The 16,856-nt window shown below is 66.0% G+C and carries 14 protein-coding genes; 4 read left to right on the plus strand and 10 right to left on the minus strand.

The window, feature by feature from the left end; all coding sequences use genetic code 11:
- Positions 1-9: 9 nt before the first annotated feature.
- Positions 10-318, minus strand: a complete 309-nt coding sequence (locus FXF65_RS10815) for a hypothetical protein (RefSeq protein ID WP_222868495.1) — start codon at positions 316-318, stop codon at positions 10-12.
- A 206-nt stretch (positions 319-524) separates the two neighbouring features.
- Between FXF65_RS10815 and FXF65_RS10820 the strand changes: the two genes are divergently transcribed.
- Complete coding sequence (locus FXF65_RS10820) at positions 525-1,784, plus strand: NsdA family TPR-like regulatory protein (protein ID WP_187412208.1); 1,260 nt, start codon at positions 525-527, stop codon at positions 1,782-1,784.
- Between the two features lie 650 nt (positions 1,785-2,434).
- The gene (locus tag FXF65_RS10825) at positions 2,435-3,103 is read left to right on the plus strand and encodes a hypothetical protein (RefSeq protein WP_148349625.1); all 669 of its coding nucleotides are present in this window, start codon (positions 2,435-2,437) and stop codon (positions 3,101-3,103) included.
- Here the strand turns inward: FXF65_RS10825 and FXF65_RS46190 are convergent.
- The 3 genes from FXF65_RS46190 to FXF65_RS43620 all read right to left on the minus strand — a co-directional run bounded on the left by FXF65_RS46190 (position 3,092) and on the right by FXF65_RS43620 (position 6,316).
- Positions 3,092-3,673, minus strand: a complete 582-nt coding sequence (locus FXF65_RS46190; protein WP_425458743.1) for a tyrosine-type recombinase/integrase — start codon at positions 3,671-3,673, stop codon at positions 3,092-3,094. The genes FXF65_RS10825 and FXF65_RS46190 overlap by 12 nt on opposite strands.
- A complete protein-coding gene (locus FXF65_RS46195) occupies positions 3,574-4,893 on the minus strand; it encodes a LacI family DNA-binding transcriptional regulator (protein ID WP_378231784.1) in 1,320 nt (439 codons plus the stop codon). The genes FXF65_RS46190 and FXF65_RS46195 overlap by 100 nt, the downstream gene beginning before the upstream one ends.
- Positions 4,894-6,142: 1,249 nt before the next feature.
- Positions 6,143-6,316 carry a hypothetical protein gene (locus FXF65_RS43620; RefSeq protein ID WP_187412209.1) on the minus strand — a complete coding sequence of 58 codons (174 nt, stop codon included), beginning with the start codon at positions 6,314-6,316 and terminating at the stop codon, positions 6,143-6,145.
- A gap of 808 nt (positions 6,317-7,124) precedes the next feature.
- Here FXF65_RS43620 and FXF65_RS10835 point away from each other — a divergent pair.
- Positions 7,125-9,095, plus strand: a complete 1,971-nt coding sequence (locus FXF65_RS10835) for a hypothetical protein (RefSeq protein ID WP_187412210.1) — start codon at positions 7,125-7,127, stop codon at positions 9,093-9,095.
- A gap of 57 nt (positions 9,096-9,152) precedes the next feature.
- Here FXF65_RS10835 and FXF65_RS10840 read toward each other — a convergent pair whose 3' ends face one another.
- From FXF65_RS10840 to FXF65_RS10855, 4 genes are all read right to left on the minus strand, one after another.
- A complete protein-coding gene (locus FXF65_RS10840; protein ID WP_148349627.1) occupies positions 9,153-9,806 on the minus strand; it encodes an SMI1/KNR4 family protein in 654 nt (217 codons plus the stop codon).
- Between the two features lie 1,202 nt (positions 9,807-11,008).
- Positions 11,009-11,401 (minus strand): GNAT family N-acetyltransferase, encoded by a 393-nt coding sequence (locus tag FXF65_RS10845; protein ID WP_222868497.1) that lies wholly within the window; start codon positions 11,399-11,401, stop codon positions 11,009-11,011.
- Positions 11,402-12,120: 719 nt separating this feature from the next.
- The gene (locus FXF65_RS10850; RefSeq protein ID WP_148349628.1) at positions 12,121-12,444 is read right to left on the minus strand and encodes a hypothetical protein; all 324 of its coding nucleotides are present in this window, start codon (positions 12,442-12,444) and stop codon (positions 12,121-12,123) included.
- A 276-nt stretch (positions 12,445-12,720) separates the two neighbouring features.
- Positions 12,721-14,661, minus strand: a complete 1,941-nt coding sequence (locus FXF65_RS10855) for a hypothetical protein (protein WP_148349629.1) — start codon at positions 14,659-14,661, stop codon at positions 12,721-12,723.
- 162 nt (positions 14,662-14,823) lie between these two features.
- On the opposite strand from FXF65_RS10855, the gene FXF65_RS10860 reads away from it, so the two are divergent.
- Complete coding sequence (locus tag FXF65_RS10860; protein ID WP_148349630.1) at positions 14,824-15,201, plus strand: hypothetical protein; 378 nt, start codon at positions 14,824-14,826, stop codon at positions 15,199-15,201.
- A gap of 196 nt (positions 15,202-15,397) precedes the next feature.
- Here the strand turns inward: FXF65_RS10860 and FXF65_RS10865 are convergent, their stop codons facing one another.
- Together FXF65_RS10865 and FXF65_RS10870 are read right to left on the minus strand one after the other, a co-directional pair.
- Positions 15,398-15,838, minus strand: coding sequence for a DUF6069 family protein (locus FXF65_RS10865; protein WP_148349631.1), 441 nt, complete (start codon positions 15,836-15,838; stop codon positions 15,398-15,400).
- 11 nt (positions 15,839-15,849) lie between these two features.
- Positions 15,850-16,770, minus strand: a complete 921-nt coding sequence (locus FXF65_RS10870; RefSeq protein ID WP_246198489.1) for an NADP-dependent oxidoreductase — start codon at positions 16,768-16,770, stop codon at positions 15,850-15,852.
- Between the last annotated feature and the right edge of the window lie 86 nt (positions 16,771-16,856).

Below are 16,856 nucleotides of genomic sequence, written 5' to 3' on the forward strand. Positions count from 1 at the left end.
ACCGCTTGGCTACTTCGAGGCCGCCGGAGCTGCAGCCGCCTTGATCTCCACCGCGCGGAACGCCACGCCGTTACGCCCGTTGGTCGCCCAGGGCAGGGCCTCCAACCGGGACACGGTGACGAACTGTCCCACCTTCACGTTCGGCTTCTCACCCGCCGTGGTGATGGTGATGACATCGCCGCCGTCGTCGTCCTGGACGAACACCTGCGTCGACCACATCGGCCGGCCGGTGTCCCGCTCGGTCCGCTGGCGACCGTTCTGGTCGGTCTTCTCCACCGGATCCTTCGACACCATGACCTGTTTCGTGCTGGTGTCCACGTAGAGCTTCATCAGCTCCCCTTTCGATCCAGGGCCGCACCGCCTCTCGGTGCGCTTCCCTTGCTGTGCCACCAGGATCGAGATCAGGTCGATGTTCGAACAGACTGTCGAGGGGTGATGATGGAAGCTGATTGCTCGTCACCCCTCGCGTCATCGCTCGCGACGTGCGCAGACTGGAGACGACACCGAAGCGGGAGGAGTACCTCGTGACGGAGGAGCGCCCAGAGTGGGCCAAGCGCATCACCGCTGAACGAGAGGCTCGTGGCTGGAACAAGCCGCAGTTCATCGAGGCTCTGCGGGCCCATGCAGACCGCCAGTTGCCAGGCAAAGCGTCGATGCTTCGCCGCGTGCACGCTTGGGAGAGCGGCGAGTCATGCCCGGATGACGACTACCGACCCGTCATCGCCAAGACCTTCGGCACCGTCACCGCAGCCATTTGGCCCGTCGCGGGCAGCCGGGACAGCGACGCCGAACTCGTCACCGGGACCGGCATGGACACCTTGGAGATCGTCACCCGCTTGCGAGCATCCTCCGTGGACCCAGCCGTAATCGAGGGGCTCCGAATCACCGTTGATCGACTCTGTAGCGAGTACCCGCACATGCCTGCCGATCAGCTACTTGTCGAGGGACGCGCTTGGCTGCGTCGCATCACGACGCTTCTCGACCGGCACCTGACTCTCGCCCAGCATCAGGAGATTCTGTCCTTGGCTGGTTGGCTTGCTGCGCTGGTCGGGTGTGTCGAGTACGACTCGACCAATCGGCCCGCAGCCGAGGCGACCCGACAGGCCGCGCTGAGTCTCGGCGAGGAGTCCGGTGACGCCGAGGTCATGGCCTGGGCACACGAGATGCGCGCGTGGTTTGCTCTCACCCGAGGCGACTACCGGGGTGTCATCGCAGCCGCGGAGGCGGGTAGCGCCATAGCGCCCAACTCACGAGCAGCCGTCCAACTCCATGCTCAAAAGGCCAAGGCATGGGCCCGCATCGGTGACCGACGCCAGGTCGAGGTAGCCCTAGACCAAGGCCGGACTCTGCTGGAGCGCATGCCGTACCCAGACAACCTGGATCACCACTTTGCCGTTGACCCAGCCAAGTGGGATTTCTACTCCATGGATTGCTACCGGTTGCTCGGCAATGGTCAGCCAGCCAGCGCAGCGGAAAATAAACTTGCGGAAACCTATGCCCAGGGCGTCATCCGAGTAGGAACCGATGCCGGTGGAGTCGAGCGCTCACCGATGCGTAACGCGGAAGCCCGCCTAACTCTTGGGCTGATCGCAGCGCGGGAAGGCGACGTGGAAAGAGCCGTCGACTTCGGAGAGCGCGCACTCCAGGGTGAACGAAAGTCTTTGCCCAGCTTGCTGATGGTCTCACGTGAACTCGGCACCACGATTAAGGAGCAGTACGAGACGGAGCCAAGTGCCGTCGAGTACCTCGACCATCTTCGCCAACTGCAAGCGGCGACCCGCTAGCCGCGGAGTCGTCGGATAGGGCATCAACCAGCGCCCGAGACCCTGTGCAAACTTTCTGTACGTCTTCAAGGCGGCCCGAGAACCGGGCCGCACGCGCCGCCGACTCGGCACCTGGCCCTCCGCCTCTGCTTGGGCTCCGGCTACGGGACCAGGCCAACGCCGGTCGGCAGGCGCGAACACCAGCAGAGGTCACGGGGCCGTACGAAGACGGAAACTAGTCACGGGGTTGGCAGGCCGCGCCCGTGCCGCTGGCCGGTTCCGGACTTGCGCGGGGACCCCGCGCGGGGCCTCACGACGGGCCAATGCGGGCAGGCGGCAGCGCCAGCCCGTCCGCCGGTCCAGGCTACGAGGCCCCGCCCCCACGCAAGTCCGGAGCCGTCCAGCTCACGAACCTGGCACTGCATGCCGAAAAGGACCTGCAAGGCACAACGCAGGGCGATATGATTCTTCGCCAGATCCTACTTCATGGGGAGGCCGAAATGAATAATCACCCTCGACCACGCCTCTCCATCAGAGAAAGTATGCAACCCAAGGAAGAATTGTTTGACGGAGTTCCATCCCACCTCCACGCACCGCTAATATATTGGCTACAAGGAGTTTTTGGCTATCGCACTCCTCTCAGCAAGGGGGGTGGCCTTTCCGTGCCACTCATGATGAAAGTCGCGAGCGCTGCACGCCTGTCAATAAGTCCAAACTCCTATACCGACAACATTCACAAGGAAATAGTTAATCACTGCATATATGACGAGCTAATATTTCTAGACGTCATAGATTCCGCACTAGTCTACGCAAGTAAACAGGAAGCCATCGGCCTAGAATCCGCTCTCGCGGAAGGGGGGTCCGCATGGCGTGTATCAGTTGAAGAAAAGGAGCTACAGCGAAGAGTCTCTTCTGCCGCACAAAGTATGGCCGATAAAGCTATGGCAGTTTCGGATATAGCAAGTGAAGAGCTGCAAGCGGCATGGAGTGCAGCGTATGGGCGAAGCCCTGACCCCTCAGACGCATGGGATCATGCAATCAAAGCCGTAGAAGCACTCTGGATACCATTGATCGTGCCCAAGCAAGAGAAGCCACAATTGGGTCACGTTCTAGGGCAACTTGACCGCCAAGGCGAGCTCTTCAAATTCATACTTCCCGGCGAAGATATGAAGTTCGAGGTAAAGGCAGTCGTTGGCATGCTCAAAACTCTGTGGCCCAATCCCGATCGTCATGCCAGCGAAAATCGCCGCACACCCAGTCTTCAGGAAGCGCAAGCAGTCGTACACCTTGCCGTAGTTCTCGTACAATGGGCACGAGATGGAGCAGTTTCACGCCGCTAAGTACCCCCACTCCCATGCGAAGGCCAAGTAAGGAGCCTCAGCGCAACATAAGCGTTGACACGCAAACGTCAACATGTCCCATGACCTGGGGACCATGCGGGGACCACACGCCACGCCTTCCACCAAACGTATGCTTGCTGGACAAGCTCCACACACACCTTCGACTCTCTGTGGGAATTCTGTGGGATGATCTTGATTTCGTCCCTTCTCTTTCGTCTGCGGTCGGGGTTGTAGCAGCTCGTTCAGCGCGGCTACCGGGGATCCGGGCGATAGCGTGCGCCGGGCTTTCAGGGACGCCTCCCACCGGGTCGTGAGTACCTGTAGCAGTTCGTCCCGCATCGCTTGGGTGATGTGGGTGTAGCGGCGCTGTACCGATCCGTCCTCGTGGCCGATGCGCTCGTCGATCAGGACCGGCCGGATGCCGGCCTCCTCCAGCATGGTCCGGTGGCTGTGCCGCAGGCCGTGCGGGGTCAAGCCCGCGGCGATCGGCATCCAGCACATCTGCGCGCGTTCCCACGGGTTGCGCCCGCGCACCGGTCGGCCGGGGAACGGGTCGGCCAGCAGTGGCATGGGCCGTGCGGGCTGGGGCGCCTTTTTGGAGTACCAGCCCGAGGTGGCCGGGCCGAATACCCACGCGGCGAACCCTGACCGGCGCCAGTGCCGGGAACCCGGCACGCTCGCCGAGGTCGCCGGCGAACGCGCGAACCCCAGTTGCGCGATCCTGCCTCGACTCGCGTGCGCGTGCCTTCGGCCACACGTCCGGGATGGTTGACGACGTTGGACACGGTGCCGACGCTCACGCCCGCGCGCCTGGCGACGTCCGCCGCGGTTGCGGGTCCACGTGGCCTGGCTGCCGATTCGCGATTGCGGAACACGTACTTCCCGCCGTGACACGGGCACGGTTTCGGTGCCGTCCGGGTGATGTGGTCCGACAGCAGGTTCGACAGCCATGGGGGCAGGTCGATGTCTCGGTAGGAGTCGTCCTTGGGTGGGATGCGGTGGAATACGCCGTCGTTGTCTTCCCAGAGCTGCCATTCGACGCGGAGCCTGCCGGGCCGGACGTATCGCGCCTCCAGGCCGACGGTCTCGGCCCACCGAAGGCCGGTGTAGTAGGCCAGCAGCACCATCACCAGTTCGTTGTCCCGGCCGGTCAGGAGGGAGGCCCGCTCCGCGATCAGCAGAGCCCCCAGATCATCGGTGATCTCCTTCTCCGGCCCGCGATCCCGCTTCAGGCCCGCGCGCTTGCCGCGCCCTCGCCGCCTGGTCGCCGGGTTGATGCGGATAAGCCCTGTGGTGCGGCTGCCGGGGGGACGCCCGAGTATCCGTTCGACTTCCCGGGGGTCTGTGGCGTCGGCGAGGATGGTGTGCAATGTCTTGCGCCAGGCATTGATGGAGTTGGCCGCGTATCCGGCCGCGCGCTCCCTTGCCACCCATGTCGCGATACGACCGGCGTCGATGTCGCCGAGGTCGTCTTTTTCGAATTCTGGCAGAAGATGGTCCTCGCAGTGGCGCCGGAGGTTCTGCATGGATGACAACGCGAGATCCTGCGCCACGTACCACATATTCACCCACGACTCGAATGTCATCGCGGTGTCGTTCGGTTCGCTCCATTGCCCGGCCCTGACCTCGGCTTCCGTGTCGTCGCCGGCCTTCTGCGCGTCTCGCTTCCGGTTGAATCGTTGAGTTTCCCCTCCGGGATTCTTCACCGTGGGCCACTTGCCGCGGCCATCGCTGAAGCAGGCGATATAGTAGGCGTTCGCTCCGCTTCCGCGTTTCTCCACGTATGCCATTCCACTCCTTACGCTCGCGCACGTAATTGCGTGTTCTAGTATCCCTTTTCGGTCCCAAGTTCGATGTGTCTGCGGTCCGCCCATGCGCGGATGCTGGCCACGTCCCCGTTCCTGCCGCAGTACCTGAGGTGACAGTTCTCGTGACAGGCTCCCCGATATCCTCGCTTTGGAAGGGCGCAAGTCAGGATGGCACCATGTCCGATTTTGACGCAAACAGGAGAGCCATATGCCAAGCGGTAGGTGAGCAGCGAGTTTGGTGCTCCTTCGGAGTGCCGGGCGGCAACTTGTTTCCTCCATCTCTCGCATACGTCTCCTTGCCTCCACAGCTTGTAAGTGCCACAGGTCGCCTAGGCTGACGAACGAGTCCGGGGGTCTGCCGTCAACCGCTCAGCGCCGAGCGAGGCACCACGCACCGCTCCGACGGCGAGCCATGCGACGAAGTGTCAGCAGCTCCCTTCGCAGGACCCTTCGCGGATGAGTTGACGTGGACCCGCAAGATAATCTTCGTTGCTCTGATCGGCCGTCGTTTCATCTGCATCCGGTCAAAGAAGCCGCACGTCTCCTCGCGGAGGGGGTGACCGAAAGCTGGCTGTGCGAGAAAGCGCGCCTGCGGGAGATACCGCATTGCCTGCTGGCAGGAAAGTACATGTTCTCCGACGAGCATCTCCGAAAGATAGTGCTGTTGTTCGAGCGCCAGCCAGTACTCCCAACTAGCGCCCGGCAGCGTAAGAGGCCTGCCCCTGCAACTCCCGGTGCCACCCCTCTCAAGGCCCGCCATCCACGACGACGGCCAACCCAGGGATGAAGCTCGTTCACGGCTGGATCCATTCACCACCTTTCAATCCTGGTTCAGCAACAGCACCAGGGAACACGCGCCTCCCGCCGACTCATCGACGACGGGACTCAAGCACAACCGTTGCGAGTGCGCCCGCGTGGTTCAGCCCCGTCGATGAGATCGCAGGCCAGCTGACGTAGGTGAGTTCACTTCCGATCCGATCAGGTCCGAACGCTCCCCGGTATGCGAAGTTCGCGTCAGCGCGGATATCGCGAGCTCGACCGCCCGAGTGGTTCGTGATCACGATTTGGGCCGCTGTAGCGTTGCCCGCCCGGAGCGCCGGTCGAGCACGTGGAGCCACAGCATGATCACATGCGTCCGGGAGCTTCTGCCAATTCAGGCGCCCGGACGCGCAGCGTCGTCGAGGTCAGCACTGATCGGTTGGGGCTGTGGCCGCCTGGCGAGACTCCGTCGTTAGGGCTCAGCCGCGGGCGGCTGGGTCGAGTTCGCGGGCCTGGGGCGCCTGGGGAGATCGTCGGTCTCGCCGATGTACCAGCGAACGAACTCGCGGATCACCTTGGACCGGTCGAGTTCCGGCTCCGCGTTCTCCACGGCCTCGCCGAACCGGGCCCACATGTCATCGCTCATGCGGACACGGCGGAACGGCGTATCGGCCACGTCGCCTCCGTTGATCTGTGACGGCAACGCCGATCCTCTCATGGGTCCTCCCATGCACTTGTCTGTAGCCACAGCATGACCGACATTGACGCTACAGATCAAGACCGCTCATGAAGCGAGCAGCGATGCCCCGGAGATCCGCTCTTACCATCACGGCCAGCCAACGCTGCCATGGCCTGACCTTCATCCCCTCACAGCGCCCTCGAGTCCGCGCCCAGACCCACCGGCGTAGCACCCCCTAGGAGGACCGACACTGATCGGTCCAACGAACCTTCCGGTCTGGGCGCCCCTACGCCGCGCCGCTCGTGGCGGGACCGTTCTGTCCAACGGCGGCATGACCGGCCTGTTCCGGATCTTCCTTGCCTTGCTGGCCGCGTAGGTGTGGGAGCGGAGCCTACCCATCGAGCGCCGCTACAGCAGTCGACAGCTTCCGGACGCCCGTCCCTCACCTTTCGTAGGCCAGAGGCGGGGACCTGCTACCGGCCCCGCTCAAAGACAGCCGAGGAACGGCCATTTTCTGTTCGCCCCTAAATTGCATCAAGACCTGACCATAAGCAGGTTGCCCAGATTTTTGCAGCCCAAAGCAACTGCAAGATCGGGGGTCAAGCCTGAAGTTTGCTCCGCATCTGACTCGTTGCTCGACTTGATCGGTCTTGCGCATTGACATGAGATAAGCCAAGATCACCTGCAACCCCGCTTGTCACTCATCAGTGTTTCATTCCTGACCTCGTGCATCTCCCTTGATGCACCCCGTGAACAGGCGAGGAGGAAAAAGCGCGTGTTCAAACGAACCGGGCAACTCGGCGTCTTGGCTCTCATGGCCATAGTCGCACTGCTTTTGGGATCCGGGGCAGCAACCGCCGCACCGCGAAACGACCTATCCCCCCACCCCGACCCAAGCACAGCACCTTCGGCAAGGCCAGCGGCCGGACCAGAAGCAAAGGCCGCCGCAGGCAGCCGTCCGGTATCGGGGAAGAACCCTCAGGCCGGCCCGACATTCACCCAAGCGTCCGGGGTGTGGCAGGTCAACACCAGCATGGCCGTCCTGCGTAACACCGTCACCGACGCGGATGGCGACAAGTCGACCTTGTCCTTCGAGGTTTGGACCCTCGACGCCGACGGCAAGCCGAAAGACCGGGTCAAACTCACCGACGACAACCCTTACGGCGTCCTGGTGTCCGACTTCGTCGCCTCAGGCAAAACCGCCTCGGTCACCGTCGACACCGGCAGACTCAAACCGGGCGTCACCTACGTCTTCCGCACCTCCGCCTTTGACGGAAGCCTGTATGAGACCAGCTGGTCTCCCTGGGCGAAGTTCAAGATCCGCAACCGCGTGGTGGACATCAAGTTGCCCGCGCCGAAGCAGGACGAGCCGACGCTGGACCAGGACGCGTTCCAGCAGCCTCAAAAGATCGCCCAACCCGTCGAAACATCGGATCATGGCGTCGCGGTCCGACCGGGCACGCAGGGGCGGAACGGGCGTGCAGGGTCCAGTTGCGCCGACATCCTCAAGAGGGCTGATGGTCAGATCTGCTGGCGTATCGTGCCCGATGACGGCAAGAGGGCGCCCAAGAAACGCAGCAAGACGAGCGCCGCATCCCCCGACCTGGTGGACTGGTGCGATGACAACCCGGCGGGCTCATACATCAAACGCTATGAAGCCTGCATCAACCTCGGAGTGGTGGCCGAAGCCGTCAAGGTCATAGACAACAAGCCCGTCACGCTCTACGCCAAGTGGAACGTCCAGCAGCAGTACCAGCTGTCCAACAACACTGGCGACATCCGAGAGAAGATGTCTCTCGTGCCGACGGACCCGGTCGACCCGTTCTTCGCGGTCACTCTCGACGTGGACTTCAAGTGCCTGGTGTTCTGCACCTCTGGCTCCGGATCCCCCGAGTGGGACGGCCTCCGGCTCTGGCTCCCCGGCGATCTGCACACCGCTGAAGGCACCACCTCCCACACCTGGGAGGGCGGCAAGGAGGAAGGAGAGCGCTCCCCCTTCATCAACCTCGAGCCGACGATCACCCAGACCCGGGAAACGGGTAATCAGGAGAAGCGAAGCTGGATGGCCGTCGAGGCGGCGATACGCTGTGACACCCTGTCCAAGCCCCAGCCGGGCTGCGTGTTCCCCGGGTACACACCGACCTGGACCTTCAACACCAAGAAGTTCCCCGTCGCCGCGGCGCACGCCTGGTTGATCAAGTCCAAACTCCCCAACCATCCGGGGAGCAGGGAGCACGGAAAGCCGATGTTCTTCCTGCCGAAGCCGAAACCGGATGACACCACCGGCCGCGACCCCGATGACAATCGCAAAGTGATCTGCCCGTCAGGCTGGGCCAGGAAAAACGGCCACCCCGAGACCACGCCTGTGAAGGACGGCGATGTGCCCAGTTGCGATGAGTTCGCCTTCGCCGCGTCCTACAATTCCGGCGGTATGCCGACGTCCGATGGCGGGCTGAATCAGGTGTCCTCCGGTGACCAGTGCCTACAGACTTATGGCACCCGCATCGGGGCAGACGATTGGCACCTGTATGACGACGAGCGCAAGCCGGCTCCGACGTTCACGGAGGTCTGCGGGCGTTCTGCAATGTCCAACTGGATGAACACCCAGTCCATGCAGTCCTTTGCAAGCACCTTCAGCCAAAAATACAGGCTGCTGAACTACGACAAGTACTGGGTCAGCACCCCTGGTTTCGAGCACTGCGACGCCACCGTAGCGACCGTACGGTGCACCGTGCCCAAGCCCTGACCGAGGGCGGACTGATTCGGGGCGGGGCGGATCCCACCGGGTCCGCCCCGCCTCATGTCACCTGGGTCCGTCGAGGACGACCGCGTCGATGTGCGGGTGCCTCACATCCACCCATGTCAGTCCGTTCCGGTAGAGCGCGGGGCGATTCCTCGCTATCTCGGCACCGGTCGGAAGCTTCATCGGACGTCCCTGTTCGAGAGCTACGGCGATCTCTGTCAGCCAGTCCGGCAAGGGCCACCCGTCAGAGGGCCGCGGGTACGGCTCGTCCGCCTGATCGACCGCCCAACTGCCGAGGTTGCCATAGGAGGGCTCGCTCCTACGCGCATCGACGTACCACCCGTACCAGGTGTCCCCGGGAGTCCGCGCGAACGGCAGGATGCCCGCCTCCCGGTCGTCCCACTCCTCGGTGTGCGTCCGGTACTCGGCGACCAGCCGATCGAGCGGAAGCATCGTCTTGCCCGTCGGGAGGATTCCGGCGACCTCGACCGCGTCCGGCGTGCGCTCCTCGTCGACCCCGTCATGAATCCGGTACCAGGCCGCCAGAGTCGCGGGAAGCTCCACCCCCATCGCTGCCTCCGCCGCAGCAACATCAGCCTCGCTGGCCGGCGGGCGAAGCAGCACGGCAGACCCCGGCGCATGCGCCTCAAGCCAGGTCTCAATCCGACCCCACGCCGCCACCAGCCGCTCCACATCTTCAGCATCGGCACTCATAGGCTGATGCTACGGACACCGGGAGGGGGTGATCCCCCTTCTTGGTTCAGTGCGCCGCCGCGGCCGACCCTTTTTGAAGCTTGTACACAGGGACAATGCCCGCATGGGAGTACGTCAGGACAGAGAAGGGCGCGCTCGCAAAGATTGCAAGCCGGTGAACTCAACACCTCTGGCGCGTCCCCGTCAACACGGCGAGCGGGCAGCACCGCGTGACCCGCCGCAACCGGCCGCGCTCCACCTGGCCATCAGATCGCTCCGCGCCCGCCGAGCCGCCTTCCCCATCTTCTCGGCCCCCTACATTCACGTCGGCCCCTGAAGCCGGGCGAGCTTTGCGCCCCCTGGCGTCCCGGGACTTGAGTGCCCGAACTTAGGTTCGTAGCGGCGTCGCAGGAGGCGGCAACTGTTCAGCCATGACACTGTGCGTCCCATCACCGAGCGGTACCGGCCGATCGCTGGGAGGACTCGATGCCGCGGCGAGGCGATGCGTGGCATGATCCTTCTGCCGCGTAACACAAGAGCCGCTGGCCAGATGTGTTCTGGCAGCGGCTTTATGAGGTGTGGAGGTGCCGAGAATCGAACCCGCGTCTTTCTAAGAAGAACGATTGACCATCGTTGGAGACCATTGAACAAGACTGCCTGACCTGCATATATACAAGAGCCCAACGTTGGCCACAGTTGATCAACATCGGTACTCCCCGGATATTCTTCGGGAGTAGACCGGGACCTCGTTCCCTGGCGGACGGCCATCGTGAACGAGCAGGCGCCGATCGCCCGGACTGCCCGCAGGCCCCCACGACACGCCCGCCGGGCTCGTGCGCACGGGGACATCGCCGCGAACCGTACCCCCTGCATCGGCTGGCTGTTGTCCTAGCTTGACCAGCTCCTGCACCATCCCGGCAGTGCCACCTCGATTGCGCCACGCTCGCGTGGCAGCGCCGCCCCCAGAACACCACGAAGACCGACCCGGCCCTCCCCTGCCCGCGCTGCGATGCAGTTTCGGCGTGCCGAGCGTGCTGCAAAAGACCTACGCCAAGGTCGCCGTCAGCTTCGATGAAATCTGGTTCCAGCGCACAACGACGTACTGGAGGGCCACCCCGGTTCCGCCAACGAGGAAGACAACTCATGACCGCTGGATGGTTCGCCGCAGTCGAGACCTCGTGGGCACCAGCTGTCCACCCCGGACTACGGCAGTTGCTTGCGCATCAGCGTGCACACCGTCTCATATCGGGTGGTGGTTCCATCCGAGGGTTGCTCACTTCGACGCCGAGTTCGGCGCGGTCCAGGCCACGAGCGCGGATCCGCTGCTCGGCAGCCTGGATCAGTACGGTACCGATCCCGCACGACTGCAGCGCCTCATGCACGGCCAGTTGCCAGAGGGTTCCCGCATCGGGGGTCTTGGCGTAGTCGACTCCGCCGACCGCTACCGGCAGACCGGACGGCGGGCAGACGGCCAGATAGTCCACCTCGCCGCGCGCGGCCCGATCCAGCGCCTTGGCCATGCGCGCCAGGTGGGTGCCCGACCCGGACCAGGCGCACGAGGGAAGATCCTCGTGGATCAGGGCGCGGACGGTCAGCGACACCGTGATGTCGGCCATGAGCACTCGCCTCCGGCGACTCAGTAGTGACGGGCCCGGCTAACGCTAACGCCGGCCGTCTTCACGATGCGATCGAGTGGGCCGAACACCAGCTCTCAGCGCGGCGCCAGCCACCAACCATGGACCAAATCGACACCAGGGGCAGTGTTCTTGCTGGTCAGGGCCTTGTTCGCGCGCCCCCTCCGGAGCCGTGCGCGCAGGTTCGAATCCTGCAGGGGGCGCACCACCATCACCAGCGGAAACACCCGCTGACCTGTCCGAGGAAGGTCCGGCCTTTCCAAACGGCGAGGGCGGCCAATTGCCACCGGATGCGACCGATGGCGACCATCTGGGTACCCGGCGGGACCCCGCGTGCGCCTGGTGGGAGTGGTCAGATTGAATGCGGTTCGCCGCCGCGCGAGGCACTCGTCGCTGGCCATCCCCAGCGCGGGCGGGTGATCGAGCTGCGGAAGGCCTTCGCTCTCCGGCGACGTGTCGTGGCGGCTTTTCTGGCCCGCGTGGCGGAGCCGTCCCGGACGTGAACACACCGGGGGCCCTCCCCACGCTAGTGCGGGGAGGGCCGAGGGTCAGGCGATGGGCTGGTCAAGGCGCCAGTGGACGACCTCGACGTTCCTTCAGCGGCATTGCCCGCAGACCAGGGACGGGTTGGCGAACTCGATCACCCGATGAGCGGCGCCGACGCTCACGGCTCGAACCGCCCCGCCGCCCGCCGTCCGGGGTCAGCATTCCAGGACGAGCCCGGCCTCGTAGTAGGGCTCGGCGTCGTCGGCGACGAACCGGAACCACGACGCGATGACCGTGCTGGAAGAACCGGCGTGGTCACGGCACCAGGAAGCCGCGCCCATCAGCGCCGCGGCCTCGGTGGCGCCGCAGAACACCATCACCGGCTGCAGCCCGGCGACGGCGTCCAGGCCGGACTCGTCCGCGACCTCTTCGGCGGTGCTGGCCAGCCGCTCCAACTCGGCGACGACATGGCCGGGAAGGCGCAGGCCGAGCTCCTGGCCCGGCTCGTGGGCGAAGCTGCTGAGGTCGATTCGCGGCATCGGCTCCCACCGTAGCGGGAAGCTGCTCATCAGGTTACCGCCGCGCCGGTCAGCGGCCACGCTCAACAGGCACGGCCCCCTCGCCCCCGCAGGGCCCGCGCGCCGTCCGTGGCCGCGCCGCCCTCACCGCGGCCTCGCCCCGCCCCGCCGCACCCACTGACCAGCGCCGTCCCACAATCAGGCGATTCCGGGACACGCCGCGATCGGTCCCGCGGCGCACCCGCTGCGCACCGCCCTCGTGGCCCTGCGAACGCAGGGAATGTCTGTACCGGCTGGTCACTCCAGATCCAGCAGGTCCTCCCACCCCCACCGGTCGGCGGGATGACCCTCCGGTTCCCGCCCGAACCGGTACCGCTCCCTGTGATCACCAATTTGCAGAAACTGATCCAACATGCCGACAGCCAGCAACCGGTCGGCCAGTGCGGTCACCTGATCACCGGCCCCGACCTGCCGCAACCGGCCCAGCAGATTAGCGACGCCGCTCGGGTTGTCGAGGGCGACTTGGGCGGCGGGATCGCGGGCCAGCAGCGCGGTCACCTGATCGTCGGCCCCGGCCTGCCGCAACGCGCCCAGCAGTAAGGCGACGCCGCCCGGGTTGTTGAGAGTGGCGTGTGCGGCGGCGTGGGCGGAAGGTCGTTGGTCGGTGGGGTGTAGGCGGTGCAGGTGGTCGACGAGGGAGCGAGCGGCGCGCGGGTCGCCGTGGGTGGTGGCGTTCTTGTGCAGTTGGGTGGCGTCGCGGTACAGGCCGCGTTCCCAGGCGGCATCGCCGAGAGCGCCTTGGTCGGCGGGGTGGGCGTGAACGGCTGCTGCCTCCCAGAAACCGGTCGGTGGGATGTGGCCGGCGCGGGTGGCGCGGCCGTGCTGGTCGAGGTAGTCGGCCAGCTGGTACACCGGCCCACCGTCGTGGGCTGATGCGTGGGGTGCGCGGCGCCTGCGGCCGTGGTGGGGGCGTTGGGTGCGGATGCGGGTGACCGGCCCCGAGGCGCCCTTGCAGGGTTGGGCGGTGTAGGCCAGTGCTCGTTCCAGCCAGTCCTGGCCCAGCTGGTCGTACTGGGTGGCGGTCAGGTACGCCGGTACGGCTTCCTCCAGCAGCGACAAGGGCAGGGCGTTGTGGTGTCCCATCCGGCGAGCGTCCATCGCCGCCCAGATGACCGCCTTGGCCGCCGGCTCCGCGGCGGTGAGCCGGGCCAGCAGCTCCGGCCCGCCGGCCAGGTACTGGGTGATCTGCCCGTCCTCGGCGTGCTCGATCGCCTCGGCCAGCCTCGCATCGGCGCCGGCCGCGTGCTGCAGGGCGGCCGGGTCGGCGCCGGTGAAGGTTTCGGGCACTTCGATGATCGTGCCGTCCAGGACCTGCCGCACCTGCGACTCCGGTCGCCGAGTCAACTCGGCGTGGTGGGCGGGCCACAGCGTGCCCAGCACCAGCACCGGGCCCCGGGAGGGGGCGGCCAGCAGCGTGCGCAGCCCGGCGGCGACCCGCTCCCCGGCCTCCCCGCCGCCCAGGTAGTCCTGGGTCTCGTTCAACCACACCACCGTGCGCGGCCCGACCCGGTCCAGATCCCGCAGGGCCGCCTCCGGGCGGGCCGGGTCGAAGGGATGCCGCAGCCGCCACCCGCCCGCCTCGCGCAGCGGCTCCAGGGCCTGCCAGCAGGCGCGGGTCTTGCCCGCCGACGACCCGGCAACCAGCACCGCCATCATGCTGGCACCCCCGGCGGCCCGCTCGACGACCCCGGCGAGCTGCCGGTCATGAGGCCGGGGCACATACGGCGGCAACGGCGGGAGCGTCCCCGCCCGCTCCGAGGCGATAGGCCGGTGCACCTCCAGCACGAACGGATCGGTCACCTCGCCCAGCGGCACACCCACCGCCGAGCCCAAACGCGCCGCGACCCACAGATCGCGGGCCCGTTGCGCCACATCATGGCCGTCCCACGTCGTGGTGGCGCGGGCCAGCACGGTGACCACCGCGACGACATCGGCCTGCGAAGGCGGTACCGCGGTATCTCGGATGATCCGGTGGATCGTGTCCTTCTCCGGAGCCCCCGCCAGCCCATCGTCGGCGGCGACCAAGGCGGCCATCTCCTCCAGCGAAGGAGCCCCGGCCTCCACATACAGCTCATAGATCAAAGCCTTGAGATCCCTCAGCGGCCCGGGCGGGACCTGGGGCCGCGCGATCAGGCGCCGCCTCTTGGTGACCGGTCGGCCTTCATCGTCGCCACTCATCGCAGACCATCATCACGCCACCGGGCACCGACGTGCGCTGAAATGCCCACACGCCAGGCATAGCGGCGCACCCATCGCAACCCGGCACCGGGCTCCAGAACGGTCACACGCTGGACAACAGCCGGCACACACCCGCCCCGACCCGACACACGGAGACACGCGATGACACCCACACCCGCTCTCACCCGCACCGAACGCCTCCTCCTAGCCGCGGCCGCCCTCCGCGGCACCTTCACCGGAGCCGCCCACGCGATCACCAACTGGCTGCTCGACCACCGCCAGACCCGCGATTGGCGGTGCGACGCAGCCCTAGAACGCTTCACACCCGGCATCGAGCAGGAGCTCCTGGAGGCCCTACGGCACGGCACGTCACTCCCCGACGCCGCGACCCCGCCATCAAACACAGCGTTGACGCCAGCTACGAGAAGCACCGCTGCCGCTGCCCGGAATGCCGCGCGGCACATGCCAAGTACCGGTGACCTCGCCGTCGCGACCCCTCGCAGGGGCACGCCCATCGAGATCACCGAAGCCGAGAGCTGACCCAAACCCTTCTCGTCCATCAGTACACAGCGGACGTCGTGAAGAAGGGATCGGCCATGTCGGAGATCACCGTTCGGCTACGTCGCCACTGAACAAGACAATCTGGGCATCCCTGAGTTCATCGGGTGCTGTTTCGCAGCCGCCCGCCCTAGTGTGACCTTGACCGCACCACGGCGCGAAGCGGGCCCGGTGAGCGCTACGTTTCAGGTTGCTCGCGGTGAAGAGCCGCCTGGTTGCGGCGGCCCAGGAGCGGAACGAGTACGGCGGCGACGCTTAGGTGGATCAACGCCAGCGTAGCCCGGGCGCTGCCGGATGCCTCGACATACAGCACGGGCACGAACGACACCAGCAACACAGTGACAGCCAGGCCGGTCCAGACGGCTGGAGCCCGATCGGTCAACCGATCCAGCACTGCTCGCGACCTTGAGGCGAGCAGGGAGAGGGCAAGCGTGACGCCGACGATGAGAGGCAGGCCAAGGACCAGGGCCGGCCGGCCGTCACCGGGATCAACGCGAAGTTCCACGCCCAGGCTGCGGGCGGCGGCCCACAGCAGGACCGCGGCCAGGACGGCGCCGCCGACTGCAGATGCGTGGAGGCGAGGGCCTGGCGCGGCCGAGCGGGTGAAGGTGGTGGTCATCAGGGTCTCCCTCAGGGGACGAGGATGGTCTTGCCGCTCGTGCGGCCGGCTTCGGCGTCCCGGTGTACGGCCGGGAGCTCGGCGAGTGGACGGGCTGCCGTGATGTCCACACGCACCCTTCCGCTGTCGATGAGGGTGATGAGTTCGGCGAGTTGAGCGGGGTCGTTGCGGGCGACGAAGTGCGCGGCAGTCACGCCTGCTCCGGGCGGGGGCTTCACCGGGATGGTGATCGAGACGAGTGAACCGCCGGGGCGGACGGCGCGGCACAGTGCTTCCGCGGCCTCGGGCGGTGTCGGGACGAGGTTGAACACCAGATCCACCGGATGGTCCAGCACCTGATGCGGCGGGACCCGTGTGTAGTCGATGATCTGATCGGCGCCGTAGCCGCGGACCCGATCGGAGCTGCGCGGGCCTGCGGTGGCAATGATGTGCGCACCGGCATGGCGGGCCAACTGGACGGCGAACATGCCCACGCCGCCGCCCGCGCCGTTGATGAGGATCCGGGTACCTGGTTCGATGCGGGAGTATTCGAACAACCCCTGCCAGGCGGTCAGGCCGGCGACCGGGATCGCCGCCGCATGGGCGAGCGGAAGCCTGGAAGGGGCGCGTACCAGCCGGGCAGCAGAAGCGGTGAGGTATTCGGCCGCCGCGCCGCCCTCATCGAGGCGGCCGACGACGTGGTCGCCGATCGCGAAGCGTTCGACACCGTCTCCTGTCTGGACGACCGTCCCGGCGGCTTCGGAGCCAAGGGTGAACGGCAGGTCCAGCCGGACGATGTCCCGCATCATGCCGGCCCGGAAGCCGACGTCTGAGGGGTTGAACCCGGCGGCCGCGACACGTACCAGCACCTCGCCCGGTCCAGGGGCTGGACGGGGCACCTGCTCATAACGGATCACGTCGGGCCCGCCGAAGGCGTGGACGCGTGCCGTCATCATCGTCGCGCTCGGGCTCTTGGCGCGCCGACCCGATCGAGGTTCTGGGTTCATGAGTCGTCCTGTCTGAGAGCGGGACCGCATCC

Source organism: Actinomadura syzygii (genome assembly GCF_008085905.1).
In the GTDB taxonomy this organism is placed as follows: Bacteria; Actinomycetota; Actinomycetes; order Streptosporangiales; family Streptosporangiaceae; genus Spirillospora; species Spirillospora syzygii.

What these genes read in the sequence shown, in the direction of transcription:
- FXF65_RS43620 (WP_187412209.1), bottom strand. Translation starts at nt 6,316, where the DNA reads ATGAGCGATGACATGTGGGCCCGGTTCGGCGAGGCCGTGGAGAACGCG.
- FXF65_RS10840 (WP_148349627.1), bottom strand. Translation starts at nt 9,806, where the DNA reads ATGAGTGCCGATGCTGAAGATGTGGAGCGGCTGGTGGCGGCGTGGGGT.
- FXF65_RS10855 (WP_148349629.1), bottom strand. Translation starts at nt 14,661, where the DNA reads ATGAGTGGCGACGATGAAGGCCGACCGGTCACCAAGAGGCGGCGCCTG.
- FXF65_RS10845 (WP_222868497.1), bottom strand. Translation starts at nt 11,401, where the DNA reads ATGGCCGACATCACGGTGTCGCTGACCGTCCGCGCCCTGATCCACGAG.
- FXF65_RS46190 (WP_425458743.1), bottom strand. Translation starts at nt 3,673, where the DNA reads ATGCCACTGCTGGCCGACCCGTTCCCCGGCCGACCGGTGCGCGGGCGC.
- FXF65_RS10825 (WP_148349625.1), top strand. Translation starts at nt 2,435, where the DNA reads ATGATGAAAGTCGCGAGCGCTGCACGCCTGTCAATAAGTCCAAACTCC.
- FXF65_RS10860 (WP_148349630.1), top strand. Translation starts at nt 14,824, where the DNA reads ATGACACCCACACCCGCTCTCACCCGCACCGAACGCCTCCTCCTAGCC.
- FXF65_RS10865 (WP_148349631.1), bottom strand. Translation starts at nt 15,838, where the DNA reads ATGACCACCACCTTCACCCGCTCGGCCGCGCCAGGCCCTCGCCTCCAC.
- FXF65_RS10870 (WP_246198489.1), bottom strand. Translation starts at nt 16,770, where the DNA reads ATGACGGCACGCGTCCACGCCTTCGGCGGGCCCGACGTGATCCGTTAT.
- FXF65_RS46195 (WP_378231784.1), bottom strand. Translation starts at nt 4,893, where the DNA reads ATGGCATACGTGGAGAAACGCGGAAGCGGAGCGAACGCCTACTATATC.
- FXF65_RS10850 (WP_148349628.1), bottom strand. Translation starts at nt 12,444, where the DNA reads ATGCCGCGAATCGACCTCAGCAGCTTCGCCCACGAGCCGGGCCAGGAG.